This window comes from Kitasatospora sp. NPDC028055, from assembly GCF_040637885.1.
In the GTDB taxonomy this organism is placed as follows: Bacteria; Actinomycetota; Actinomycetes; order Streptomycetales; family Streptomycetaceae; genus Kitasatospora.
Genome location: NZ_JBEZXE010000002.1, coordinates 14963 through 38306 on the forward strand (window position 1 = coordinate 14963; position 23344 = coordinate 38306).

21 protein-coding genes and 1 riboswitch are annotated in these 23344 nt (G+C 74.9%); of the genes, 10 read left to right on the plus strand and 11 right to left on the minus strand.

Translation table 11 applies throughout. The features are described from left to right. Window positions 1–48: 48 nt before the first annotated feature. The 3 genes from AB0F71_RS04015 to rsmH all read right to left on the minus strand — a co-directional run bounded on the left by AB0F71_RS04015 (window position 49) and on the right by rsmH (window position 3983). Window positions 49–2322, minus strand: a complete 2274-nt coding sequence (locus AB0F71_RS04015; RefSeq protein ID WP_360227775.1) for a penicillin-binding transpeptidase domain-containing protein — start codon at window positions 2320–2322, stop codon at window positions 49–51. Continuing rightward, entirely contained in the window at window positions 2319–2876 is a 558-nt protein-coding gene (locus AB0F71_RS04020) for a cell division protein FtsL (protein WP_360227778.1), read from the minus strand. The genes AB0F71_RS04015 and AB0F71_RS04020 overlap by 4 nt, the downstream gene beginning before the upstream one ends. A 132-nt stretch (window positions 2877–3008) precedes the next feature. Then, window positions 3009–3983, minus strand: coding sequence for a 16S rRNA (cytosine(1402)-N(4))-methyltransferase RsmH (gene rsmH, locus AB0F71_RS04025; RefSeq protein WP_360227781.1), 975 nt, complete (start codon window positions 3981–3983; stop codon window positions 3009–3011). A gap of 541 nt (window positions 3984–4524) precedes the next feature. On the opposite strand from rsmH, the gene AB0F71_RS04030 reads away from it, so the two are divergent. From AB0F71_RS04030 to AB0F71_RS04045, 4 genes are all read left to right on the plus strand, one after another. Then, window positions 4525–5067, plus strand: a complete 543-nt coding sequence (locus AB0F71_RS04030; RefSeq protein WP_360227784.1) for a carbonic anhydrase — start codon at window positions 4525–4527, stop codon at window positions 5065–5067. 332 nt (window positions 5068–5399) lie between these two features. Then, the gene (locus tag AB0F71_RS04035; protein ID WP_360228934.1) at window positions 5400–6344 is read left to right on the plus strand and encodes a MoxR family ATPase; all 945 of its coding nucleotides are present in this window, start codon (window positions 5400–5402) and stop codon (window positions 6342–6344) included. Between the two features lies 1 nt (window position 6345). Next, window positions 6346–7668 carry a DUF58 domain-containing protein gene (locus tag AB0F71_RS04040; protein WP_360227787.1) on the plus strand — a complete coding sequence of 441 codons (1323 nt, stop codon included), beginning with the start codon at window positions 6346–6348 and terminating at the stop codon, window positions 7666–7668. Next, on the plus strand, window positions 7665–10103 hold the full coding sequence (locus tag AB0F71_RS04045; RefSeq protein ID WP_360227790.1) for a DUF3488 and transglutaminase-like domain-containing protein: 2439 nt from the start codon (window positions 7665–7667) through the stop codon (window positions 10101–10103). Before AB0F71_RS04040 ends, AB0F71_RS04045 begins: the two co-directional genes overlap by 4 nt. 94 nt (window positions 10104–10197) lie before the next feature. On the opposite strand, the gene AB0F71_RS04050 is transcribed toward AB0F71_RS04045, so the two are convergent. The 3 genes from AB0F71_RS04050 to AB0F71_RS04060 all read right to left on the minus strand — a co-directional run bounded on the left by AB0F71_RS04050 (window position 10198) and on the right by AB0F71_RS04060 (window position 12322). Further along, window positions 10198–10587, minus strand: a complete 390-nt coding sequence (locus AB0F71_RS04050) for a DUF3040 domain-containing protein (RefSeq protein WP_360227793.1) — start codon at window positions 10585–10587, stop codon at window positions 10198–10200. A 361-nt stretch (window positions 10588–10948) separates the two neighbouring features. Beyond that, window positions 10949–11701 (minus strand): methyltransferase domain-containing protein, encoded by a 753-nt coding sequence (locus tag AB0F71_RS04055; RefSeq protein ID WP_360227796.1) that lies wholly within the window; start codon window positions 11699–11701, stop codon window positions 10949–10951. A gap of 45 nt (window positions 11702–11746) precedes the next feature. Further along, complete coding sequence (locus AB0F71_RS04060) at window positions 11747–12322, minus strand: SAV_6107 family HEPN domain-containing protein (protein ID WP_360227799.1); 576 nt, start codon at window positions 12320–12322, stop codon at window positions 11747–11749. A 593-nt stretch (window positions 12323–12915) separates the two neighbouring features. Between AB0F71_RS04060 and AB0F71_RS04065 the strand changes: the two genes are divergently transcribed. Together AB0F71_RS04065 and AB0F71_RS04070 are read left to right on the plus strand one after the other, a co-directional pair. Next, window positions 12916–13539 carry a DUF4126 domain-containing protein gene (locus tag AB0F71_RS04065; protein ID WP_360227802.1) on the plus strand — a complete coding sequence of 208 codons (624 nt, stop codon included), beginning with the start codon at window positions 12916–12918 and terminating at the stop codon, window positions 13537–13539. A gap of 214 nt (window positions 13540–13753) precedes the next feature. Continuing rightward, window positions 13754–15247, plus strand: a complete 1494-nt coding sequence (locus AB0F71_RS04070) for an NAD(P)/FAD-dependent oxidoreductase (protein ID WP_360227805.1) — start codon at window positions 13754–13756, stop codon at window positions 15245–15247. Between the two features lie 16 nt (window positions 15248–15263). Here AB0F71_RS04070 and AB0F71_RS04075 read toward each other — a convergent pair whose 3' ends face one another. Together AB0F71_RS04075 and metF are read right to left on the minus strand one after the other, a co-directional pair. Beyond that, window positions 15264–16163: a hypothetical protein gene (locus AB0F71_RS04075; protein ID WP_360227808.1), complete on the minus strand. Its 900-nt coding sequence runs from the start codon at window positions 16161–16163 to the stop codon at window positions 15264–15266. Window positions 16164–16328: 165 nt separating this feature from the next. Continuing rightward, window positions 16329–17243: a methylenetetrahydrofolate reductase [NAD(P)H] gene (gene metF / locus AB0F71_RS04080; protein ID WP_360227811.1), complete on the minus strand. Its 915-nt coding sequence runs from the start codon at window positions 17241–17243 to the stop codon at window positions 16329–16331. A 184-nt stretch (window positions 17244–17427) separates the two neighbouring features. Here metF and AB0F71_RS04085 point away from each other — a divergent pair, with 184 nt between their 5' ends. Further along, window positions 17428–18534, plus strand: coding sequence for a polyprenyl synthetase family protein (locus tag AB0F71_RS04085; RefSeq protein ID WP_360227814.1), 1107 nt, complete (start codon window positions 17428–17430; stop codon window positions 18532–18534). A gap of 31 nt (window positions 18535–18565) precedes the next feature. Here the strand turns inward: AB0F71_RS04085 and thiE are convergent, their stop codons facing one another. From thiE to AB0F71_RS04100, 3 genes are read right to left on the minus strand one after another with little or no spacing between them, the layout of a single operon-like run. Beyond that, window positions 18566–19219: a thiamine phosphate synthase gene (thiE, locus tag AB0F71_RS04090; RefSeq protein ID WP_360227817.1), complete on the minus strand. Its 654-nt coding sequence runs from the start codon at window positions 19217–19219 to the stop codon at window positions 18566–18568. Continuing rightward, window positions 19219–19584, minus strand: a complete 366-nt coding sequence (locus tag AB0F71_RS04095; protein WP_360227820.1) for an Rv2175c family DNA-binding protein — start codon at window positions 19582–19584, stop codon at window positions 19219–19221. The genes thiE and AB0F71_RS04095 overlap by 1 nt, the downstream gene beginning before the upstream one ends. A gap of 42 nt (window positions 19585–19626) precedes the next feature. Further along, a complete protein-coding gene (locus tag AB0F71_RS04100) occupies window positions 19627–20835 on the minus strand; it encodes an FAD-dependent oxidoreductase (protein WP_360227823.1) in 1209 nt (402 codons plus the stop codon). Window positions 20836–20968: 133 nt separating this feature from the next. Beyond that, window positions 20969–21081, plus strand: a riboswitch (TPP riboswitch). Window positions 21082–21084: 3 nt separating this feature from the next. On the opposite strand from AB0F71_RS04100, the gene thiO reads away from it, so the two are divergent. From thiO to AB0F71_RS04115, 3 genes are all read left to right on the plus strand, one after another. Further along, window positions 21085–22260 (plus strand): glycine oxidase ThiO, encoded by a 1176-nt coding sequence (gene thiO / locus AB0F71_RS04105; protein ID WP_360227826.1) that lies wholly within the window; start codon window positions 21085–21087, stop codon window positions 22258–22260. Window positions 22261–22340: 80 nt separating this feature from the next. Next, window positions 22341–22541, plus strand: a complete 201-nt coding sequence (thiS, locus tag AB0F71_RS04110; protein WP_360228937.1) for a sulfur carrier protein ThiS — start codon at window positions 22341–22343, stop codon at window positions 22539–22541. Window positions 22542–22544: 3 nt separating this feature from the next. Next, a complete protein-coding gene (locus tag AB0F71_RS04115) occupies window positions 22545–23342 on the plus strand; it encodes a thiazole synthase (protein ID WP_360227829.1) in 798 nt (265 codons plus the stop codon). Window positions 23343–23344 lie beyond the last annotated feature (2 nt).

Sequence of the window (23344 nt, forward strand, 5' to 3'; positions counted from 1 at the left end):
CCTCGCCGCGCCGCCGTCCGCACCGGCCCGCTGGTTGCTCATCCTCGTTCACGGCTTCCACTCGACGGGCAGGTTCGGTGCCTGGCTCCCGCTCGGCGGGACCTGCATGGTCTTCAGGGTGAACTCCATCACCTGCTTGAACACCGGCCCGCACAGCTGGCCGCCGAAGTGCCCGTTGACCGGGCCCTGGAGGGTGCAGGAGACGGTGTAGCGGGGGGCGTCGGCGGGCGCGAAGCCGATGAACGAGGCGGTGTAGCCGTCGTAGCCCTTGCCGTCGGCGGCCCCCCGGTTGGCGGTGCCGGTCTTCCCGGCGACCCGGTAGCCGGGGATCGCGGCCTTGCCGCCGGTCCCCTGCTCGTCGTCGACGACCGACTCCAGCATCGAGGTGAGGGTCTTGGCGGTCTGCTCGCTGACCACCCGGGTCTGCTCGCCGGCCGGGGTCGGGACGTACTTGCCGTCCGGCCCGGTGATCCCCTGGACGATGCTGGGCGCGACCCGCACCCCGCCGTTGGCGATGGTCGAGTACACCGAGGTGGCCTGGAGCGCGTTCATCTGCATCGGGCCCTGGCCGAAGGAGATGTTGTACTTCTCCGAGGCGACCAGGTCCTCCGGCTTCTTGAGCTTGCCCGCGGTCTCCCCCGGGAAGTTCAGCCCGGTCGGCTGGGCCACCCCGAACTTGCGCAGGTACCCGTCCAGGATCTGGTTGGCCTTGAGCTGGTCGCCGTCGCCGAGGGTCTCGACCGCCTCGATGGTGCCGATGTTGGAGGACTTGGCGAGCACCCCGGCCAGGGTCAGGTACCAGGTGCCGTGCACGACGTCGTCCTTGAACTCCTGCCCGGCCCGGATCAGCGGGTAGGGCACCGTCACCTTGGTGTCCCAGTTGGCCTTGCCGGTGTCCAGGACGGCGGCCAGGCTCATCAGCTTGGCGGTGCTGCCCGGCTCGTACGCGTCCACCAGGGCCGGGTTGCCCATCTGGGACTGCTTGGCGAGGCTCAGGTCGTTGGGGTTGAAGCCGGGCGCGGAGGCCATCGCGATGACCTGGCCGGTCTTCACGTCCTGGACCACCACGTAGCCCTTCTCCGCGCCGGAGTTGGCCACCTGGTCGGTGATCGCCCGCTGGGCGGCCCACTGGATGTCCCGGTTGATGGTCAGCTTGATGTCGCTGCCGGGCACGGCCGGGTCCATCGAGCCGCCGGCGGTGGGCACCAGCCGCCCGCCCGCCTGGGCGTAGCTGCTGTGGCCGTCCTTGCCGGCCAGCTGCTTCTGGTACTGCAGCTCCAGCCCGCCGGCGCCCTCGCCCTCGCCGTTGACGAAGCCGACCAGGTTGGCGGCCAGCCCCTCGGCCGGGTAGATCCGCTTCTGGGTCTCCCGGTTGAACACCCCGGCCAGCGGGTTGGCGCACTCGTTGTCCACCCGGGTGCGCCCGCCCTGGTCGGCCGGCTTGCCGAGCAGCTTCCGCTGGGCCTGGCAGGCGCGCGAACCGGCCTTCTTCTCCAGGCCGGTCTTGAGGTCGCTGATCTGGCTCTTGGCGGCCGGGGTCTGCTGCGCGGCGAGCCGCTTGTAGCGGGTCTTCGGGGTGTGCAGGTCGGCGGCGATCCTCTCCTTGGCCACGCCGAGGATCGGCGACAGCAGCGCGGCCGCCTGCTCGGGCGCGTCCGGGATGCCGGTCGCCTCGGGGGTGAACATCGCCGGGTCGGCGGTGATGTCGTACGCGTCCACGGTGGCCGCGAGGGCGACGCCGTCGGAGGACGTTATCGAGCCGCGCTCGGCGGTGATCGGGATGTTCTGGTAGCGGTTGGTGTTCGCGTCGGCGGCCAGCGCGTCGGCGTCCACCAGCTGGAGCTGCACCAGGCGCCCGGCGAAGACCGAGAACACCAGCGACAGCACCACGGTGATCACCCGCAGCCGGCGCTTCGGTTCGGCCAGCCGCAGCGCCTTGGGGCGGTGCGGCAGCCTGGACTTCGGGCGCGGTCGTACGGCCGCCTGGCTGCGGGCCGGCGGACGGCCCTCCGGGCGGCGCTGCTGCGGCGCCCGCGGGGTGCGGCCGACGGAGCCGGACCTGGCGGGCTGCGCCTTGGCCGACTGGCCGCGCGTGGGCTGGCCCTTGGCGGGCTGGGCTTTCGGGCTCTGCGCCTTCGGCGGCTGGGCCTTCGCGGGCTGGGCCTTGCCGGACTGGCCGCGGGCGGCCTGCCCCTTGGCCGGCTGCCCCTTCGCGGGCTGGCCGCGCCCGGCCACCGGCCGGGCCGTACCGCTGCGCGGCGGCTGACGGCGGCCGGAGCCGGACCCCGAGCCGGAGCCGGACGGCTGACGAGGCGTCGTCATCGGGTACCACCCCCGTGCTGGGCCGGCGCGGTCGTCACCGGGTTGAGCTGGATCACCGAGTCACCGGCCGAGGCCGCCGGGGTCGGCGGCGCCGAGGGGCTCGGCTGGGCCGGGGGCTGGGCGCTCGGCGAGCCGGACGGCTGCCCGGAGGGCTGCGCCGGGGCCGGGCTCTGCGCCGGGGCCGGGCTCTGCGCGGCCGGCGCGGGCTTCGTCGGCCACGGATCGACCGTCGACTTCTTCACCGGCGGGCTGTCCTGCGCCGGGCCGGGCGTGCCGAGCACCTTGCCGCCGTTCGGCACGTCCAGGAAGGCCATCCCGCCAGCCGGGACCATGCCCAGTTCGCCGGCCCGCTTGGCCAGTGCGTCCGGGGCCGAGCTCTGGTCGATCTCGTGCTGGAGGCTCTGCTGCTCGTCGGTCGCCTTGGTGGTCTGCTTCTGCAGCCGGGACAGTTCGAAGGAGCCCTCGTTGAGCGCCGTGTTCAGCGCCAGCAGCCCGAGCAGCCCCGCCGCCAGCAGCACCACCACGAGCACCGCGAACGGCGTGCGCCCGCGCACGGGCCGCCGCCCCGGCCGGACCGTGATCCGCGCCCTGCCCTGTCCGGGGAGTCCTCCCCGCCCCGCCCGGACCTCACCGGCCACCGGCCCCACCGTTCTCCTCCACCCTTCGGACCCCGCCGGAGCCGTTCCTCAGCCCCGCTTGCTTCGGTCCCTGATCCTCTCCGCCACCCGCAGCCGCACGGGCGCGGCGCGCCGGTTCTCCTCGATCTCCTCCTCGGTGGCCAGCTCGGCACCGCGGGTGATCAGTTTGAGCCAGGGCTGGTGCTCCTCCGGGATGAACGGGAGCCCCGGCGGGGCGGTGCTGGTCGCTCCGGCGGCGAAGTACTGCTTCACCAGCCGGTCCTCCAGCGACTGGTACGACATCACCGCGATCCGGCCGCCCACCGCCAGGACGTCCAGTGCCCCCGGGATCGCCCGGTCCAGGACCTCCAGCTCGCCGTTGACCTCGATCCGCAGCGCCTGGAACGTCCGCTTGGCCGGGTTCCCGCCGGTACGGCGGGTCGCCGCCGGAATGGCGTTGCGCACCAACTCGACCAGACGCGCGCTGTTGGTGAACGGTTCCTTCTCCCGTTCCCGCAGGATGACCGAGGCGATCTTCCCGGCGAACCGCTCCTCGCCGTACACCTTGAGGATCCGGGCCAGGTCGCCGTGGCTGTAGGTGTTCAGCACCTCGGCCGCGCTGATCCCCCGGGTCTGGTCCATCCGCATGTCCAGCGGCGCGTCCTGGGCGTAGGCGAAACCGCGGTCGGCCTCGTCCAGCTGCATCGAGGAGACGCCGAGGTCGAACAGGATGCCGTCGACCCGGTCGATGCCCAGGCGCTCCAGCACCTCGGGGATCTCGTCGTACACCGCGTGCACCAGCGTGGCCCGGTCGCCGAAGGGGGCCAGCCGCTCACCGGAGAGCTTCAACGCCTGCGGGTCGCGGTCCACCGCGACCAGCCGGACCTCCGGGAACTGGGTCAGCAGCGCCTCGCTGTGGCCGCCGAGGCCCAGGGTCGCGTCGACCACCACGGCACCCGGGCGGGAGATCGCCGGCGCCAGCGCGTCCATGCACCGCTGCAGCATCACCGGAACGTGCTTGGGACCCGGTTCATTGGTGGTCATGCGCGGTGGCGCCCTTCCTCGGTGCGGAGCAGCCCGACGACCGGGAGCTCCGACCATTCTCGCCCACCACCTGCCGGCACGACGACGCGGCCCGTGGTCCCCGCCCGCTCGAGGGGAAGGTCGTGACCGCCCGGCGCCGGGGAAGGTGCGCCAGGTGAACACGGAGCGGGTGGAGGCCACGAGCCGCATCGGCCGGGCCGCACACCGGTCGGCACGGCCCGGTTGACGGGCTCCGAGGGGTGTGCTCCAACGCGCCGCAACTCTATCGCGCGGACCCTGCCAGTCAATGGTCCGCTCCGGCGCACCACCCGGGCGGCGGTACGGATCACCGCAGGTCGCGGCCGTCGGAGCAGTCCGGCGGGGGTCCCGGCCGGCGGCCCCCGGCGGCCGGCGCGCGCCCCTGTCGGGCGACCGGGTACGAACCCACGCCCGGACCGGCCCGGACGAACCCTGCGGTTGTCGCTATGCACCCGCTCACGGCGGTGCGTTCTGTAGCTCTCCGCCCCACCGCGCGGCCCCGGACCGCACTAACGTCGCCACCATGACAGTGACCCCCGACCGGCCCACGCCGAACGCCGCTGCCGACCCCGCCGGACCCAGCATCATCGACCGCTTCGTGACGGCCAACCGCGAGTACGCGGTCACCTTCCGCGACGGCGGCATGGACGCCCGTCCCGTGCAGAAGATCGCCGTGGTGGCCTGCATGGACGCCCGGCTCGACCTCTTCGCGGCGCTCGGCCTCGAACTGGGCGACGCCCACGTCATCCGCAACGCCGGCGGTGTCGTGACCGACGACACCATCCGGTCCCTGACCATCAGCCAGCGCGCCCTGGGCACCCGCTCGATCGCGCTGATCCACCACACCGGCTGCGGACTGCTCGGCCTCACCGAGGACTTCCGCCGCGAGCTGGAGCTGGAGGTCGGCCAGCGCCCGCAGTGGGCGGTGGAGGCCTTCGTCGACCTGGACGGCGACGTCCGCCAGTCCATGCAGCGGGTGCGCACCTCCCCGTTCCTGCCGTACACCGACGACGTCCGCGGCTTCGTCTTCGACGTCCACACCGGGCTGCTGCGCGAGATCCGCTGAGCGGAGCCCGCCCGCTCTCATTCGGCGAGGGCCGAATGGTGACTTCTGACCGCCGAACGGGGGAGAATGCGCCTGCCGGTCGGACCCCGAACCACCTGGGGAGGCCGGGCCGCAGGCCGCCCACCGGCGCCGGATCCTCGTTCGGAACCGCCCCCGGGACGGCCGCGTCAAGCATGGGGTGGGGTCCGGCCTCGGGTGAGGCGGGCACGGTGTGCCAGGGAGCGTAACGGGTGACGAGCTACAACGATCAGGCCGGTCTCGGCAGTCCTGCGGGGGGCGAGCAGAGGGCGAACGGGTACCGTCCGGTCGGGCTCCCGGAGCTCGCGGCGGTCGTGGAACGGGTCCGCGCCAACATCGAGAGCGTGATCGAGGGCAAGCCGGAGGCCGTCCGGATCGCCCTGACCGTCCTGCTCGCCGAGGGGCACCTGCTGCTGGAGGACGTGCCCGGCGTCGGCAAGACCATGCTGGCCAAGGCGCTCGCCAAGTCCGTGGACTGCACCGTGCGCCGCATCCAGTTCACCCCCGACCTGCTGCCCTCGGACGTCACCGGCACCAACATCTACGACCAGCAGCAGCACGACTTCGAGTTCCGCCCGGGCGCGATCTTCGCCCAGATCGTGGTCGGCGACGAGATCAACCGCGCCTCGCCGAAGACCCAGTCCGCGCTGCTGGAGTCGATGGAGGAGCGCCAGGTCACCATCGACGGCACCAGCTACGAGCTGCCCTCGCCGTTCATGGTCGTGGCCACCCAGAACCCGGTCGAGATGGAGGGCACCTACCCCCTCCCGGAGGCCCAGCGGGACCGCTTCATGGCCCGGGTCTCGATCGGCTACCCCAGCCCCGAGGCCGAGTTCGCGATGCTCGACGTGCACGCCGGCGCCAACCCGCTGGCCGACCTCCAGCCGGTCGCGCACGCCGCCGACATCCTCAAGCTGGTCGAGCTGGTCCGCACCGTGCACATCGCCGACCCGGTCCGCCGCTACGCCGTCGACCTGGTCGGCGCCACCCGCACCAGCCCCGAGCTGCGACTGGGCGCCTCGCCGCGCGCCACCCTGCACCTGGTCCGGGCCGCCCGCGCCGCCGCCGCGCTGGACGGGCGCGACTACGTCACCCCGGACGACATCCAGCGGCTGGCCGTCCCGGTCCTCGCGCACCGCCTGATGCCGACCGCCGAGACCCAGCTCGGCCGCCGTACCGCCGAGCAGATCGTGACCGACCTGGTCGCCCGAGTGCCGCTGCCCCGTCCGCAGGGCGGCCCGGCCGTCCGGAGGGGCTGAGGTGGCCTCATCCGACGGAACGGGCGGGCTGCGGGCCGGACTGCACGGCCTCACCACCCGGGGCCGCTCCTTCCTCGCGGCCGGTCTGACCGCGGTGGTCTGCGCCTACCTGCTCGACCAGGACGCGCTGCTGCGGGTCGGCGTCCTGCTCGCCGCCCTGCCGCTGGCCGCCGCCGCGGTGGTCGCCAACACCCGGTACCGGGTGGCCAGCGGACGCCGGCTCAGCCCGCACCGGGCGATCGCCGGCCAGGAGGCCCGGGTCCACCTGCGGGTGGACAACGTCTCCCGGGTGCCCACCGGGCTGCTGCTCCTGGAGGACCAGGTCCCGTACGTGCTCGGGCCGCGGCCGCGGTTCGTGCTCGACCGGGTCGAGCCGCGCGGCTTCCGCGAGGTCTCCTACCGGGTCCGCTCCGACCTGCGCGGCCGCTACCCGCTCGGGCCGCTCCAGCTGCGGCTGTCCGACCCCTTCGGGATGTGCGAGGTCAACCGCGCCTTCGCCGCCTCCGACGTGCTCACCGTCGTCCCGCAGGTCCAGGCGCTGCCGCAGGTGCGGCTCAGCGGTGAGTGGATCGGCCAGGGCGAGAGCCACACCCGCACCCTGGCGCTGGCCGGCGACGACGACGTGATCCTGCGCGAGTACCGGCCCGGCGACGACCTGCGCCGGGTGCACTGGCGCTCCACCGCCCGGTACGGCGAGCTGATGGTGCGCCGCGAGGAGCAGCCGCAGAAGGCCCGCGCCACCGTCCTGCTGGACACCCGCGAGGTGGCCCACCGGGGCAGCGGCCCGGCCTCCTCCTTCGAGTGGGCGGTCAGCTGCGCCGCCTCCGTCGCCGTGCACCTGCTGGAGCGCGGCTACCAGACCCAGCTGCTCACCGACACCGGGCACTGGGTGCCCGGGCCCGGCAGCGGCGGCCACAACGTCGCCGCCGACACCTCCGGGCTGATCCTGGACGCCCTCGCGGTCGCCGACCTGTCGGACGGCGCCGGGCTGTCCCGCGCCGAGGAGCCGCTGCGGGCCGGCGGCGAGGGCCTGCTGGTGGCCGTCCTCGGCGACCTGGACGCGGCCCAGGCCACCCGGCTGGCCCGGCTGCGCAGCCGCACCGGCGGGGCGATCGCCTTCCTGCTCGACACCGGCACCTGGGCCGGTCTGCGGATGCTCGCCCCCGACACCGGCGGCGAGGAGTTCCGCGAGCGGGTCCGGGAGCTGCGCGCGGCCGGCTGGACCGTCCTGCCGGTCCGGGCGGGCGACTCCGTGCCGGACCTGTGGCGGGCCGCCGACGGCGCCAAGACCACCGCCCCCTACCGAGATGAGGCCGGCGCGTGACCACCCGGGCCAAACTGACCGTTTACTCGGCGCTGGCCACCGCCCTCGCCTCGCTGTGCATGCTGCCGCTGCTGAGCACCCGCAGCTGGCTCACCCACGCCTTCCTGGTGATCGCCGTGGTCTCGGCGGTCGGCGCCGGCCTGCGCCGCTCCCCGCTGTACCGCTGGTCGGTGCCGGTGGCCCAGGTGCTGGTGCTGCTGATGCTGATGCTGCTCGGCTTCGCCGGGTCCGCGCTGACCGGCGGGGTGCTGCCCGGGGCGCCCGCGATGCGGCTGCTCAGCCAGGTCTTCTCCTCCGGTCTGGACGACATCGCCCAGTACGCGCTCCCGGCGCCGCCGACCGCGGGCCTGCGGCTGATCCTGGTCTCCTCGGTCGGCCTGATCGCCGTGCTGGTGGACACCATCGCGGTGACCTACCGGCGCTCGGCGCTGGCCGGGCTGCCGCTGCTGGCGCTGTACTCGATCGGCAACGGCGTGGCCGGGGACCACGGCAGCTGGGTCTGGTTCGGCTTCGCCTCGGCCGGCTACCTGGTGCTGCTGTTCGCCGAGGGCGAGGACCGGGTCTCCCGCTGGGGCCGGGTCTTCCGCGGCAGCGCGCGCGGCACGATCAGCTCCAGCCGGATCAGCCAGGGCGGCCAGCAGGTCGGCGTCCTGGCGCTGGCCCTGGCCCTGCTGCTGCCGGTCTTCCTGCCGCGCTGGGACCTCGGGCTGCTGGACTCCGGCTCGTCCGGCGGCTCGTCCGGGCACGGCACCGGCGGGAGCGTGACCACCAGCCTCGACCCGCTGGTCAGCCTGGAGGCGGCGATCAGCAAGCCGTCCGACAACGAGCTGCTCACCTACACCCTGGACAGCGACCTCGCCGACCAGATCTACCTGCGCACCGGCTCACTGGACCAGTTCGACGGCACCAACTGGAAGCTCGGCAGCACGGTGGTCAGCGACCTCCCGGCCACCCTGCCCACCCCGGAGGGCCTGCGGGTCACCAACGTCCCCCGGATCGAGGGCGACTTCAAGATCACCGGGCTGGAGAAGAGCTGGCTGCCGATGCCGTACCCGGCCGCCTCCGTCCAGGTCCCCAACCGCGGCGAATGGAAGCTCGACCCGATCACCCGCACCGTCCTGTCGCCCAACGACAAGGCGATCAGCGGCCTGAGCTACCACGTCAGCACGCTGGACCTGCGGCCCACCGCGGACGAGCTGCGCACCGCGCCGCCCGCCCCGCAGGACGTCCGGGAGCGCTACACCGCCCTCCCGTCCGACCTGCCGGCCGTGGTCGCCGAGCAGGCCAAGGCGGTCACCGCCGACGCGCGCACCGACTACGACCGGGCCACCGCGCTGGTGAACTGGTTCACCGGCCCGGGGTTCAAGTACGACACCTCGATCGAGGGCGGCACCGGCAGCAACGCGATCGCGGTCTTCCTGCGCGACCGCCGGGGCTTCTGCGTGCACTTCGCCTCCACCATGGCGGCGATGGCCCGGGTGCTGAAGATCCCGGCCCGGGTCGCGGTCGGCTTCACCCCCGGCGACAGCAAGGGCGGCGACGTCTACTCGGTCAGCGGCCGGATGTACCACGCCTGGCCCGAGCTGTACTTCCCCGGCTACGGCTGGATGCGCTTCGAGCCGACCCCGAGCCGGGGCGTCCCGGCCCGCTACTCCGAGGCGTCCAGCGCCCCGACCACGGCGCCCTCCCAGCAGCCGACCGCCGCGGCGACCAGCTCGGCCGCCGTCCCGGCGCCGTCCCAGAGCTCCGACTGCACCGCCAAGCAGCGCCAGCTGGGCGACTGCGGGCCCAAGAGCAAGGCGGCCAGCCGGACCGCCGACGAGTCCTGGCTGCTGTCCGGCCAGGTGCTCGGCACCCTGGCCGTCGTGGTGGTGCTGATCGCGCTGCTGCTCGTACCGATGTTCTGGCGGACCGCCGTACGACGCCGTCGGCTCGGCGGCGGAGGGCGGCGCCGACCCGGCGGGGACGGCCCGGTCGAGCTCACCGACGCCCAGGTGCTGGCCGCCTGGGACGAGTTGGTGGACTCCGCCTGGGACGTCGGAATTCCCCCGGACGAGTCACGCACCCCGCGCTCGGCCGCCCGGCGGATCACCGAGACGGCGGACCTGGACGCGGACGCGGCGGCCGCCGCCGGACGGCTGGCGCTGGCCACCGAGCGGGTGCTCTACGCCCCGGCCGGGCAGGTCACCACGGCCCCGCTGGCCGCCGACGTCCGCACCGCCCGGCGGGCCCTGTGGGCCGGGGCCGGCCGGGCCGGGCGGCTGCGGGCCCTGCTGCTGCCGCCGTCCTCGGCCCAGCTGTGGTGGCGGACCTCCGACACGGTGCGGGCGGCCCGGGCGGCCGTCGCCACCCGGGTGGGCCGGGCCGCCGAGGCGGTCACCGGTCCGGTGCGGCGGCTGACCGGCCGGCGCAAGGGGTCCACTCCGGAGTCCTGACGGAACGCGAGAGCCGGGGCGGGCAGTCGGTCGACTGCCCGCCCCGGCTCTCGTCGTCGGTACGTCCTCGTACGTCCTCGGCGGGGCCTGCGGCTCAGAACCCGCCGGTCTGCTCGTCCCGGCGGCGCTGCCAGCGCTGCTCCACCCGGTCCATCATCCCGGCCTTGCGACGCGGGGCCGCGGCCTGCCGGGGGCCGGCGCCCTGGCCCGCGGGCGCCCGGCGCCAGCCGGTCACCGCGAACACCGCGCACCCGAGCATCACCAGGAAACCGACGACGCTGACCCAGATCTGGTCCGGAACGACCATGCCGCCCATCAGCAGGCCGATCCCCACCACGAAGCCCGCGACGGCCAGGTAGACCCGCCGACGGGTAAAGGTGCGCAGCCCGGTTCCCTCAAGCGCTGACGCGAATTTGGGATCTTCGGCATACAGCGCTCGCTCCATCTGATCGAGCAGTCGCTGCTCGTGCTCCGAGAGCGGCACGGAGTCCTCCTACTCGTCGGTCGCGGGTGCGACCGGTCCGCCTCCCCGGTCGGGGAGGCCAGTCCAATCAGCCTTGGGCACACGGTCGGACGCCCGTGCGGGGGACCCGGCCCGTGTCGTCCATATGCCCCACGCATCCGGCTGTCATGCTTACCGGCTTTACCCAGATCATACGGTCCGTGGGCCCGTTACGGAGTGGTCTGCGCCGCGTGGGACGGGCCACTTCGACCGGGCAGGGCCGCACCCGGGTCAACGCCGGACGGCTCGGACAAGTGCCCGACCCGATGGAATCGGCCCGGACCTGGGGAGGGTCCGGAGCACACCCGGGCGAGGGGCGGGCGGCCGGGGGCTCCGGGCGGGGTCAGGCCAGGGTGGCCAGCAGGTGCAGCTGGGTGGCCACGGCGTGGAAGGCGGGCTGCGCGGCGGCGGCCTCCTCCAGCTTGAGCAGCGCCTCCACGGCGCCCGGCTCGGTGTCCACCAGCACCCCGGGCACCAGGTCGGCGAAGACCCGGACGCCGTGCACCGACTCCACCCGCAGGCCCGCGCCCTCGGCCAGTCGGCCCAGTTCCTCACCGGTGAAGCGGCGCGGCATCGGGTCCTGCTCGCCCCAGCGCCCGTCCTCGGCGGAGAGCACCGTACGGGCCTCGTTGAAGTGGCCGGCCAGCGCCCGGGCCAGCACGGCGCCGTTGCGGTTGGCGGCCAGCAGGCTGACCAGGCCGCCCTTGCGCAGGGTGGCGGCCAGGCTGCCGAGCGACTCGGCCGGGTCGTCCACGACCTCCAGCACGCCGTGGCAGAGCACCGCGTCCACGCTGCCGGGGGCGACCAGCTCGGGCAGCGTCTGGGTGTCGCCCTGGACGGCCCGGACCAGGTCCGTCACCCCGGCCTCGGCGGCCCGGCGCTCCAGCGCGAACAGCGCGTCCGGACTCGGGTCGACCACGGTGACCCGGTGGCCGAGCCTGGCCACCGGCACGGCGAAGTTGCCGGTGCCGCCGCCGGTGTCGACCACGTCGAGCACCGGCTGGTCCAGCTCGGCCGACCGCTTCTCCAGGGCCGCCCGCACCACCTCCCAGACCACGGCGGTACGCAGGGCACTGCGGGGACGCGTCGGGTACACGGTCGGGCTCCTTGGCACGTGCAGATCGATCAGGATGCCTCCACCTTAAGCCTGCCGCCCGGCCGCTCCGCCCTCGCCGGGCAGCTCGTCCCCGTCGAGCGGCAGCCGGGCCGCGGGCGGGGCCGGGCGCAGGCCGAGCAGCCGCTCGACCAGGCGCAGGAACAGCGCGGAGTTGCGGATCAGGTCGTCGGCGTCGCGGGCCGAGGCGGCGCCCCGGATACCGGCCTCGGCGGCGGCCCGGCGGCGGGCGCCGGCACCGTAGTAGAGCGCCCACTCGGCCAGTTCGGGGGCGACCTCGGGCAGCACCTCCCAGGCACTGCGGATGGCTTTTCGCCGACGCGGGTTCTTCTCCGGCCGGCCGCGGACGGCCAGCACGGCCGCCACCGTGCGCAGCGCGGCCAGGTGCGCGGTGGCGTAGCGCTCCAGCGGGTCCTCCAGCGCGCGGGCGCGGGCCAGCGTGCGGTGGGCGTCGGCGAGCAGGTCGAGGGCGGCCGGCGGCGCGGCGGCCCGGCGCAGTACGGGGTGGACGTCCCGGGCGGCGGCGCCCGGGGTGTCCGGGGTGAGTGGCAGGGCGGCGGAGTGGAGGCGGGCGGTGACGGGCTCAGGATGGCTGATGGTCATGGTCTCCCCCGTTCCGAGGCAGCGCGCGGGCCGGGTGGTCCGTGCTCCTCCATCGTGACCGGCACCACTGACAACCGGCCCCGGGAACGGACGCGGCGGCGGCGGGCGCGGTCCCCCCGGTCCGCACCCGCCGCCGTCCGCCGTCGCTCCGCCCACCCCCCACCGGGCGGCGGTGCGATCTCCCCCGTTCCCCCCGTTTCCCCCCGTTCCCCCGTTCGGTCACCGGTCTCCCCCCGGCCCGCTCCGCCGCCCCGTGCCGGCGGTGCGGGGCCCGTGACCGGCACCCGACGCGGACCCGGCACCGCCCCCCGGGGCCCTCCCGGCCAGGGGGGCGGACGGATCCGCCGCCCGGGCGGCCAGCGCCCGACGCGCCGCCCTCCCGGGTGCCACCACTCTCCCGTCCCAGCAGGTCGGAGGCCATCCGCTGACGTACTCAACCGCGGAACTGAGTACCTGTACTCAGTCGCATGCCGCGCCCCCGGAGCGGAACCGCGGCGGCGGCCCGGGGAGTCCCGGCTCCGGGTACGGTACGGCGTGGCCGGGGCGGCCCGAACGGGGGTCGCGAGGCCCGCGAGAACGAGGAGGGGGACGCGATGACGGTCCTGCCGCTGATCTTCACCAGCGGTCTGGCGAGCGGCATCAACGCGTACGCGGTGGTGCTGCTGCTCGGCCTGCTGGGCCGGTTCGCCGGCGCGGAGTCGGTGCCGCACGCGCTGGAGCGCACCGACGTGCTGGTCGCGGCGGCCGTGCTGTTCCTGCTGGAGGCGGTGGCCGACAAGATCCCGTACGTGGACACCGTCTGGGACGCCGTGCACACCGTGATCCGGCCGATCGCCGGCGCCGTCGTCGGCGTGCTGATCGCGAGCGCCGACCCGGGCTCGCTCAGCGAGGTCGCGGCCGGGGCGATGGGCGGCACCACCGCGCTGGTCACCCACCTGGTGAAGGCCTCGCTGCGGATGGCCGTGAACACCACGCCGGAACCGTTCAGCAACATCGCGGTCAGCCTGACCGAGGACCTCTCGGTGGCCGGGCTGGTCACCCTGGCGATCTTCCACCCGTGGGCGGCCGCCTCGATCGCCGCCGTCCTGCTGCTGGTCGGTCTGCTGCTGGTCTGGCTGGCGGTCAGCCGGATCCGCGCCTTCCGGGCCCGCCGCCGCGAGCGCAGGGCCGTCAAGGCCGCCGAGGCCGCGGCCGGAGCGTACGCAGGTCGGGCCTAGGGCCCGGCTTCAAACTCCCGTCGTTCGCCCGGAGGGCGGGCGGGGCGGCGTTGGGGTGCGTGCATCGCAAGGCGGAGGAGGGACGCGATGCGGTGGGGGCACCTCCCGGCCGAAGGCTGGGGGCCATCGGCGACCGACGACAACGCGGCGAGGTGCGTGCACCGGCGTCGCCCCGCAGACGGGAGTTTGAAGCCGGGCCCTAGGATCGGGTGCCATGGCACGGATCGTCATCATCGGCGCAGGAATGAGCGGGCTCGCGGCGGCCTCCAGGCTGGCGACCATCGGTCACCGGGTGACGGTCTGCGAGGCGGGCGGCGGCTACGGCGGCATGGTCGGCCGGTACGAGCGCGACGGCTTCGCCTTCGACACCGGGCCCGGCCTGCTGCCGCTGCCGGCCGTCTACCGCGACCTCGCGCTCAAGACCGGCAAGGAGCCGCTGGAGCAGCTGGTCGAGCTGGCGCCGGTGGAGCCGGAGAGCCGGCACCTGTTCCCCGACGGCACCGCCGTCACCCTGCCCAACGCCTCCCGCGGCGGCGTCGGCCAGGCCCTCGACACCGCCTTCGGCGCGGGCTCCGGCGCCCGCTGGAGCACGGTGATGAACCACGGCCGGACGGTCTGGGAGGCGACCCGCCGCCCGCTGCTGGAGGAGCCGCTCCCGGCCGACCACGCCTTCCTGGGCACCGACCCGTACCCCGTCCCGGCACCCACCGGCCTGGCCCGGCTGCGCCGCCCCCGGCCGTGGACCCTCCGGGACGTGGCCGCCCGCGAGCTCGGCGGCCACCCCGGGCTGACCGCCCTGCTCGCCGAGGCCGCCGTCCGGTACGGCTTCACCCCCGGCGAGGCCCCGGCCGGGGCCACCGTGCTGCCGTACATGGAGCAGTCCTTCGGCGTCTGGTACGTCCGGGGCGGCCTACGGGCCCTGGCCGACGCCGTGTTCCGGCGCTGCGAGCTGCGCAAGGTCGACTTCCGCTTCGACACCCCGGTCACCCGGGTGCTCGTCGAGGACGGCCGGGCGCGCGGGGTGGAGACGGCGGACGGACGGATCGACGCCGACCTGGTGGTCTCCGCGATGGACGCGGGCGCGCTGCACCGCCACGGCCTCGCCGAGTGGCCCGGCCGACCGGCCGGGCAGTGGGAGCCGCGCGGGGTGCCCGGCCGGTTCGGCGTGCTGCTGGCCCTGCGCGGGGCGCGCCCGGAGGGCACCGCGCACCGGACGGTGGTGCACGCGGCCGACCCGGCGGCGGAGGAGGCCGCGCTGACCGGCGCCGGCCCGCTGTGCGACCGCCCCACCGTGCAGGTGCTGCGCCCGGACGACCCGGCGCTGCGGCCCGACGACGCCCACGAGTCCGTGGTGCTGACCGCGACGGTCCCGGCCCTGGACGGGTTCGACTGGACCGCCCCCGGGGCCGCCGACCGCTACGCCGACCGGCTGCTCGCCCACGCCGACGCGGCCGGCCTGGGCCTGCGCGAACGGGTCCTGTGGCGGGTGGTGCGCACGCCCGAGGACACCCGTCGGGAGACCGGCGCCCTGGCCGGCGCCGTCGCCCGGCCCGCGCTGGCCGGCGCCGGGGGCCGGTGGCTGCGCACCGCCAACGAGTCGCCCGTCCCCGGTCTGCTGCTGGTCGGCGGCAACGCCCACCCGGGCGGCGGGCTGTCACGGGCCGGCATGTCGGCCTGCATCGCCGCCGGGCTGATCGGCCCGGCGTGACGCCGGCCCGGGCCGGTCAGCCCTGGTGCCAGGTGTTCTGCTGCTGGTAGCCGTAGTTCTGGTCGTAGGCCGGCTGCTGCGGGACGCCCTGGCCGTGCTGCTCGGGCTGGGGCTGCCACTGCTGCTGCTCGTGCGGCTGGTGCTCGTGCGGCTGGTGCTCGTGCGGCTGGTGCTGCTGGGCGTTCGGGTCCCAGGCCTGCTGGTGCTGCTGGTAGCCCGCGTACGGGTCCTGGGCCTGCTGGTAGCCGCCGTACGGGTCCTGCTGCTGTTGCGGGTAGCCGCCGTAGGACTGCTGGTCGTAGGCGTAGGCGGGCTGCTGCTGGGGCTGCCACTGCTGCTGCTCGTAGCCGGACTGGTAGGCCGGGGCGTACGGGTCCTGCGGCTGCTGCTGGGCCTGCGGCTGCTCGTAGTACGAGGGGGCGTAGACGCCGTCCTGGGCCAGTTCCCGCAGCTCGAAGGCGGCGGTCCGCTCGACCTCCGGGGCGTCCTCGGCGAGCGGTTCGGGGGCCAGGGCGGTGTCCGGGGCCGGGGTCTCCTCCACCGCGCTGACCTCGCCGACCCGCTTCTCCTCGGCCGCCGCGGCCGCGACCGCCGCGCCGCCGGTCAGGGCGCCCAGCAGGGGCACCTTGGCGAGCGGGCCGGGCAGACTGCCGTCGGCCTTCCGCAGCGACCAGCCGGCCTGGTACCCCTTCTTGACCGAGAGGGTGACGAAGGTCTGGCCGACCGCGAACAGGCCCGCTCCGGCACCGATCACCAGGACCGAGCCGAGGCCCATGCCGACGGCCACCCCGAGGAAGCCGACCAGGGCGAGCGCCCGCCAGTGCACCGGGGCCCGGTTCTGCAGCAGCACCTCGGCGACCAGCCAGAGCGCCACCACCGCCAACGCGACGTACAGCAGCAGGTATCCGATGCCCATCCGCGCGCTACCTCCAGTCGCGTGCCCGCGCCGGCCGCGCGTGTGCGGCGACTGTACCGGTTCAACGGCCGGGGTACCGCATCGCGTTCCCGCCCTCGGCGGCACCGGCCGGACACGACCGGGCCCGCCACCGGACGGCGGTGACGGGCCCGTGAACAGCGGTGATCAGCGCTGGTGCAGCCCCAGGTTCTGGTAGATCTCCAGCGTCGCCGTGGAGTGGTTGAGCGTGATGAAGTGCAGGCCGGGCGCGCCCTCGGCGAGCAGCCGCTCGGCCATCGTGGTGGCGTGCTCGATGCCGATCGCGCGCAGCGCCGCCGGGTCGTCGATGACGGCCCGCAGCCGGGCCTCCAGCTCCGCCGGGAAGGCCGAGCCGCTGAGCTGCGGGAAGCGCTCCAGCTGCTTGGCGTTGGTCACCGGCATGATCTCCGGGATGATCGGCGTCGCGCAGCCCGCGGCGGTGACCCGGTCGCGGTAGCGCAGGTAGTCGTCGACCTCGAAGAACATCTGGGTGATCGCGTAGTCGGCGCCGGAGCGGACCTTGGCGACGAAGTGCCGGATGTCCTCGTCCCAGTCGGCCGAGCGCGGGTGCATGTTCGGCGAGGCCGCGACGCCGACGCAGAAGTCGCCGATGCCCTTGATCAGCTCCACCAGCTCGTAGGCGTAGGTGACGCCGTCCGGGTGACGGACCCACTCGCCCATCGGGTCGCCGGGCGGGTCGCCCCGGACCGCGAGGACGTTCCGCACTCCCTGGTCGGCGTACTGGCCGATGATGTTGCGCAGTTCGGCGACCGAGTGGTCCACCGCGGTCAGGTGGGCGACCGGGGTGAGCGTGGTCTCGGTCGCGATCCGGCCGACCATGTTGACGGTGCGCTCGCGCGAGGAGCCGCCGGCGCCGTACGTCATGCAGACGAAGTTCGGGTCCAGCGGTTCGAGTCGACGGATGGCGTCCCAGAGCTTCTGCTCGCCGACCTCCGTGCGCGGCGGCATGAACTCGAAGGAGAAGGAGCGCTTTCCGGCCGCCAGGAGCTCGCGGACCGTCTGTGCGCGGTCCGGTCTCGTGGAAGCGATGCCGAGTGCCATGCTGGCAGGTTATCCGGCGCCCGAAGGGGCCGGACAACTCGATCCCACGATTCGGGACAAGTAGTGGACGCGCCTCCGCTTCCGCACCGGCCGCCCCGCGCGCCCCCGGCGGCCCTGCTCGCACATCCGTTCCCGGCCGCCCCGCTACGCTTGCTGCACCCCAGCGAACCAGCGGAGCATCATCGTGACCTCGTCCAGCACCCGGCCGGCCAACCCGATGGACGTGGAGGACGTCCGCACCCGCGTCAACGCGGCCCTCGCCGCGTTCATGGCCGGCCAGTCGGCGCTGCTCGGCACGATCTCGCCGCAGCTGGCGCCCGCCGCCGACGCCCTGCGCGACTTCCTGCTCGACGGCGGCAAGCGGCTGCGCCCGGGCTTCTGCTACTGGGGCTGGCGCGCCGCGGGCGGCCCCGCCGACGGCGAGGGGATCGCCAACGCGGCCGCCGCGCTGGAGCTGCTCCAGGCCAGCGCCCTGGTGCACGACGACCTGATGGACCGCAGCGACACCCGGCGCGGCCTGCCCTCGGTGCACCGCCGCTTCGAGGCGCTGCACCGGGACAGCGGCTGGCGCGGCGACCGCGAGCAGTACGGCGCCTCGGCCGCGGTGCTGCTCGGCGACCTGCTGCTGATCTGGTGCGACGAGCTGTTCCTGCGCTCCGGCCTGGACCCGGCCGCCGTGCTGGCCGCCAAGCCGCGGTTCGACCTGATGCGCACCGAGGTCATGCTCGGCCAGTACCTGGACGTGCTGGAGCCGGTGGCCGGCGACTCCGCCGACCAGGGCGCGCCGGAGCGGGCCCGGACCGTACTGCACTACAAGTCGGCGAAGTACACCATCGAGCGGCCGCTCCAGGTCGGCGCCCTGCTGGCCGGGGCCGGGCCGGAGCTGGTCGAGGCGCTCGGCGCGTTCGGGCTGCCGCTGGGCGAGGCCTTCCAGCTGCGGGACGACCTGCTCGGCGTCTTCGGCGACCCGGCCGTCACCGGCAAGCCCGCCGGGGACGACCTGCGCGAGGGCAAGCGCACCCTGCTGGTCGCGCACGCGATGCGGGGCCTGCCGCAGGCCGACGCCCGGCACCTGGACGCCCGGCTCGGCGCACCGGACCTGGCCGCCGAGGAGGTGGCCGGGCTGCGCGAGCTGATCGCCCGCAGCGGGGCGCCGGAGCTGGTGGAGGCCCGGATCGACGAGCTGATGCGGGAGTCGCTGGCCGCGCTGGCGGCGGCGCCGCTCGCCGACGAGCGGGCCCGCACGGTGCTGCTGGCGCTGGCCGAGGCCGCCACCGTCCGCAAGTACTGAGAGACGACGGCGGCGACGGCCCCGGAGGCCGTCAGGCCGCCGCGCGCACCCGGCGGGCGAGCTCGGCGGCGGCGGCCCGCGGGTCCTCGGCCGCCGTGACGGCCCGGACCACGACGATCCGGCGGGCGCCGGCGGCCAGCACCTCGTCCAGGTTGCCGAGGTCGATCCCGCCGATCGCGAACCACGGCCGGTCGGTGGCCTGCCGCGCCGCGTACGAGACCAGGCCGAGGCCCGGCGCGTGGCGGCCCGGCTTGGTCGGGGTCGGCCAGACCGGGCCGGTGCAGAAGTAGTCCACGCCGGGCTCGGCGACCGCCGCGTCCACCTCGGACTCGGCGTGGCAGGAGCGGCCGATCAGCACGTCCTCGCCGAGGATCGCCCGGGCGGCCGGCACCGGCAGGTCGTCCTGGCCGAGGTGCAGCACGTCCGGTCGGGCCGCGTGGGCGACGTCGGCGCGGTCGTTGACGGCCAGCAGCTTGCCGTGCCGGCGGCAGGCGTCGGCGAAGACCTCCAGCGCCGCCAGCTCCTGCTTGGCCTCCAGGCCCTTGTCGCGGAGCTGGACGATGTCCACCCCGCCGGCCAGCGCCGCGTCCAGGAACTCGGCCAGGTCGCCCTGCTCGCGACGGGCGTCGGTGCACAGGTAGAGCCGGGCGTCGGCCAGGCGGGCGCGCAGCGTGTCCGCCGCCATCAGATCAGCATCGCCTGGGCGCGGCGCTTGACCTCGGTGCCGCGGTTCTCCCGGAGCGCCTGGATCGGGCTGCCGGGCAGCGACGGGTCCTCGGTGAAGAGCCACTCCAGGATCTCCACGTCGTTGTACCCGCAGTCCCGCAGCACGGTCAGGGTGCCGGACAGGTGCTTGACCAGCCCCTGGCCGTCGATGAACGCCGCCGGGACCTGCAGCGACTTGTTCGGGCCGCGCCGGACGGCGATCAGGCCGCCGTTCTTGACCAGGTCACGCACTTCGGTGACCCGGACCCCCCACTGCTCCGAGATGTCGGGCAGGTACATCCAGTCGGTGACCAGGGCTTCAATCTTGCTTTCGATCTCACTCACGCCACCAGACTGCCACCTCCGCGGCCCGCCGCGCACCACTCGCTACCCCGCGACGGCTCCCTTGAGCGCCACCGTGGGGTCCGCGGCGAGCGCCCGGTCGAGCACCGCACCGCGTTCGATCAGCTTCCGGCCCTGGGTGAGGTCGCGCGGCCGGTCCACCGCCAGCAGCGCGCTCGGCACCCCGTCGCGCAGCCAGAGCACCGACCAGGCGGCCTCCTGCGGGCTGCCGCGCCACAGCAGTTCGTCGCCCTCGGCGTGCCGGCCGGCGTACTGGACCATCCGCCCGAACTGCTCGGACCAGAAGTACGGCACCGGGTCGTACGGCGCGTCCGCCCCGAGCACCGCGGCGGCCGCGGCGGAGCCGGACTGCAGCGCGTGGTCCCAGTGCTGGACGGCCAGCCGGGCGCCCGAGCGGGCCGACGGATAGCTGACGCAGTCCCCGGCCGCGAACACCCGGGGCAGGCCGGTGCGCAGCCGCCCGTCCACCACGACCGCTCCGGAGGCGTCCAGCTCGACGCCCGAGCCGGCCAGCCAGCCGGTCGCGGGCCGGGCGCCGATGCCGACCACCACCTCGTCGGCCGGCAGGCGGGAGCCGTCGGCCAGCAGCACCGCCCCCGGCTCGACGGCGGCCACCCCGACCCCGCAGCGCAGGTCGACCCCGGCCTCGGCGTACCAGGCGGCCATCGCCGAGCCGACCGCGGTCGGCAGCGCGCCCGGCACCGGCGCCGGACCGGCCTCGACCACGGTGACCTCGCAGCCGGCCTGCCGCGCGGCGGTGGACACCTCGGCGCCGATCCAGCCCGCGCCGACCAGCACCAGCCGCAGCCCGGGGCGCAGCAGCGCGCGCAGCGCCAGGGCGTCGTCCAGGGTGTGCAGCAGGTGGGCGCGCTCGGCCCCGGGCAGGGCGCGCGGGGTGGCGCCGGTGGCGATCACCAGCGCGTCGTACGGGAGGTCGCCGCCGTCGGTGCGCAGCACGCCCGGGGCGAGCCCGGTGGCCCGGCGGCCGGTGAGCAGTTCGATGCCGAGCGGCCCGTAGTCGATGTCCAGGGTGGTGGCGTCGGCCTTGCCGAGCAGCACGTCCTTGGAGAGCGGCGGCCGGTCGTACGGCGCGTGCCGCTCCTCGCCGACCAGGACGATCCGCCCCGGCCAGCCGCCCTGCCGCAGCCGCAGGGCGCACTGCGCCCCGGCCAGCCCGGCTCCGACGACGACAACCACCCGGTCCGTTCCGCTCAGCTCTGCCACGCCCGTCACTGTACCCAGCACCGCTGAACCGGCTCTGAGCCGCTCACCACCGGACCGCTCGCCCGCCCGACGGCCCGGGCCGCCGCCCCCGTCTCACCCCTCACACGGCCCTTCGGCCGGGCCGACCCCCGGCGTTAAGGTGGACGCACCACACGGGAGCCCGGCGGACCGGGCTGAGAGGCGGGCTGGCACGGCCTGCGACCGTCCGAACCTGATCCGGGTCATACCGGCGAAGGGAGAAGAGCAGCTTTGTCACGCATGCCATCGGGCAGCCGCGCCGACGTGCTGGTGATCGGCGGGGGCGTCATCGGCCTCGCCGTCGCCTGGCGCGCCGCGCAACGCGGGCTGCGGAACGTGATCGTGGTCGATCCCGGCCACGGCCGGGGGGCGGCCGGCGTCGCGGCCGGGATGCTCGCCCCGGTCACCGAGCTGCAGTACGGCGAGGAGCCGCTGCTGCACCTCGGGATGGCCTCCAACCAGCGGTACGAGACCTTCGCCGCCGAGCTCACCGAAGCCAGTGGCGGCCTGGACACCGGCTACCGCCGCTGCGGCACCATCGCCGTCGCCCTGGACTCCGACGACCGCGCGGAGCTGCGCGAACTGCACGCCTTCCACCAGCGGCTGGGCCTGGACTCCAGCTGGCTGACCGGCCGGGAGGCCCGTCGGCTGGAGCCGATGCTCGCCCCCGGCGTGCGCGGCGGCCTGCACGTCGCGGACGACCACCAGGTGGATCCGCGCCGGCTGCTGAACGCCCTGGTCGCCGCCTGCGAGCGGGCCGGCGTCCGGCTGCACCGGGCCGAGGCCGTCGGGCTGCTGGTGGACGGCGGCCGCGCGGTCGGCGCCCGGCTGGACGACGGGGAGTCCCTGACCGCCGAGCAGGTGGTCCTCGCCGCCGGCCCGCGCAGCCACCGGCTGCCCGGGCTGCCCGAGGGGGTGCTGCCCGCGGTGCGGCCGGTGAAGGGGCAGATCGTCCGGCTGCACATCCCGGAGGCCTACCGGCCGTTCCTGTCCCGCAACGTCCGCGCGGTGGTGCGCGGGCAGCACCTGTACCTCGTCCCCCGGGAGAACGGCGAGCTGGTGATCGGCGCGACCACCGAGGAGCAGGGCTACGACACCACCGTCACCGCCGGCGGGGTGTACGAACTCCTGCGCGACGCCCACGAGTTGGTACCGGGGATCACCGAACTCCCGCTGCGCGAGACCTCCGCCGGGCTGCGCCCCGGCTCGCCGGACAACGCCCCGCTGCTGGGCCCGACCGCCCTGCCCGGACTGGTCGCCGCCACCGGCCACTACCGCAACGGCGTGCTGCTCACCCCGGTCACCGCCGACCTGCTCGCCGACTACCTGGCGACCGGCGAAGTCCCCGACCTGGCACGGCCGTTCACGCCGACCCGGTTCTCCCCCGAAACCCCCGTCGCGAAGGCCTGCGCATGACCGAGACCGCCCCGAACAAAAACGCCCCGAACAAGAACGCCCCGAACGAGACCGCCTCGACCGAGACCGCCCCGAACGAGATCGCCCTGACCGTCAACGGCGAGCCCCGCCGGCTGCCCGCCGCCACCACCCTCGCCGAACTGGTGGCCACCGTCAGCGCCGCCAACTCCGGCGTCGCGGCCGCCCTCAACGAGGCCGTGGTGCCGCGCAGTTCATGGCCCGGGACGACGCTGGACAGCGGCGACCGGATCGAGATCCTGACCGCCGTCCAGGGAGGCTGAACCATGGCCGACGACCTGCTGACCATCGCCGGGACGACCTTCTCCTCCCGGCTCATCATGGGCACCGGCGGCGCGCCGAGCCTGGAGGTCCTGGAGCGCGCCCTGCTCGTCTCCGGCACCGAGCTGACCACCGTGGCCATGCGCCGGGTGGACGCGAACACCCAGGGCTCCGTCCTGGACGTACTGACCCGCAACGGCATCCGGGTACTGCCCAACACCGCCGGCTGCTTCACCGCCGGCGAGGCGGTGCTGACCGCCCGACTGGCCCGCGAGGCGCTCGGCACCGACTGGGTGAAGCTGGAGGTGATCGCCGACGAGCGCACCCTGCTGCCGGACCCGATCGAGACCCTGGAGGCCGCCGAGACGCTGGTCGACGACGGCTTCACGGTGCTCCCGTACACCAACGACGACCCGGTGCTGGCCCGGAAGTTGGAGGACGTCGGCTGTGCGGCGATCATGCCGCTGGGCTCGCCGATCGGCTCCGGGCTGGGCATCCGCAACCCGCACAACTTCCAGCTGATCGTGGAGAGCGCGGGCGTCCCGGTGATCCTGGACGCGGGCGCCGGCACCGCCTCCGACGTCGCGCTGGCGATGGAGCTGGGCTGCGCCGCGGTGATGCTCGCCTCCGCGGTGACCCGGGCCCAGGACCCGGTGCTGATGGCCGAGGCGATGCGGCACGCCGCCGAGGCGGGCCGGCTCGCCCACCGGGCCGGGCGCATCCCGCGCCGCTTCCACGCCGAGGCCTCCTCGGCGATGGCCGGCCGCGCCGACCTGGACACCCGCGAGCGGCCGGCGTTCTGAAC

What these genes read in the sequence shown, in the direction of transcription:
- AB0F71_RS04015 (WP_360227775.1), bottom strand. Translation starts at nt 2,322, where the DNA reads ATGACGACGCCTCGTCAGCCGTCCGGCTCCGGCTCGGGGTCCGGCTCC.
- rsmH (WP_360227781.1), bottom strand. Translation starts at nt 3,983, where the DNA reads ATGACCACCAATGAACCGGGTCCCAAGCACGTTCCGGTGATGCTGCAG.
- AB0F71_RS04030 (WP_360227784.1), top strand. Translation starts at nt 4,525, where the DNA reads ATGACAGTGACCCCCGACCGGCCCACGCCGAACGCCGCTGCCGACCCC.
- AB0F71_RS04060 (WP_360227799.1), bottom strand. Translation starts at nt 12,322, where the DNA reads ATGACCATCAGCCATCCTGAGCCCGTCACCGCCCGCCTCCACTCCGCC.
- AB0F71_RS04065 (WP_360227802.1), top strand. Translation starts at nt 12,916, where the DNA reads ATGACGGTCCTGCCGCTGATCTTCACCAGCGGTCTGGCGAGCGGCATC.
- AB0F71_RS04070 (WP_360227805.1), top strand. Translation starts at nt 13,754, where the DNA reads ATGGCACGGATCGTCATCATCGGCGCAGGAATGAGCGGGCTCGCGGCG.
- AB0F71_RS04075 (WP_360227808.1), bottom strand. Translation starts at nt 16,163, where the DNA reads ATGGGCATCGGATACCTGCTGCTGTACGTCGCGTTGGCGGTGGTGGCG.
- metF (WP_360227811.1), bottom strand. Translation starts at nt 17,243, where the DNA reads ATGGCACTCGGCATCGCTTCCACGAGACCGGACCGCGCACAGACGGTC.
- thiE (WP_360227817.1), bottom strand. Translation starts at nt 19,219, where the DNA reads ATGGCGGCGGACACGCTGCGCGCCCGCCTGGCCGACGCCCGGCTCTAC.
- thiO (WP_360227826.1), top strand. Translation starts at nt 21,085, where the DNA reads ATGCCATCGGGCAGCCGCGCCGACGTGCTGGTGATCGGCGGGGGCGTC.
- AB0F71_RS04115 (WP_360227829.1), top strand. Translation starts at nt 22,545, where the DNA reads ATGGCCGACGACCTGCTGACCATCGCCGGGACGACCTTCTCCTCCCGG.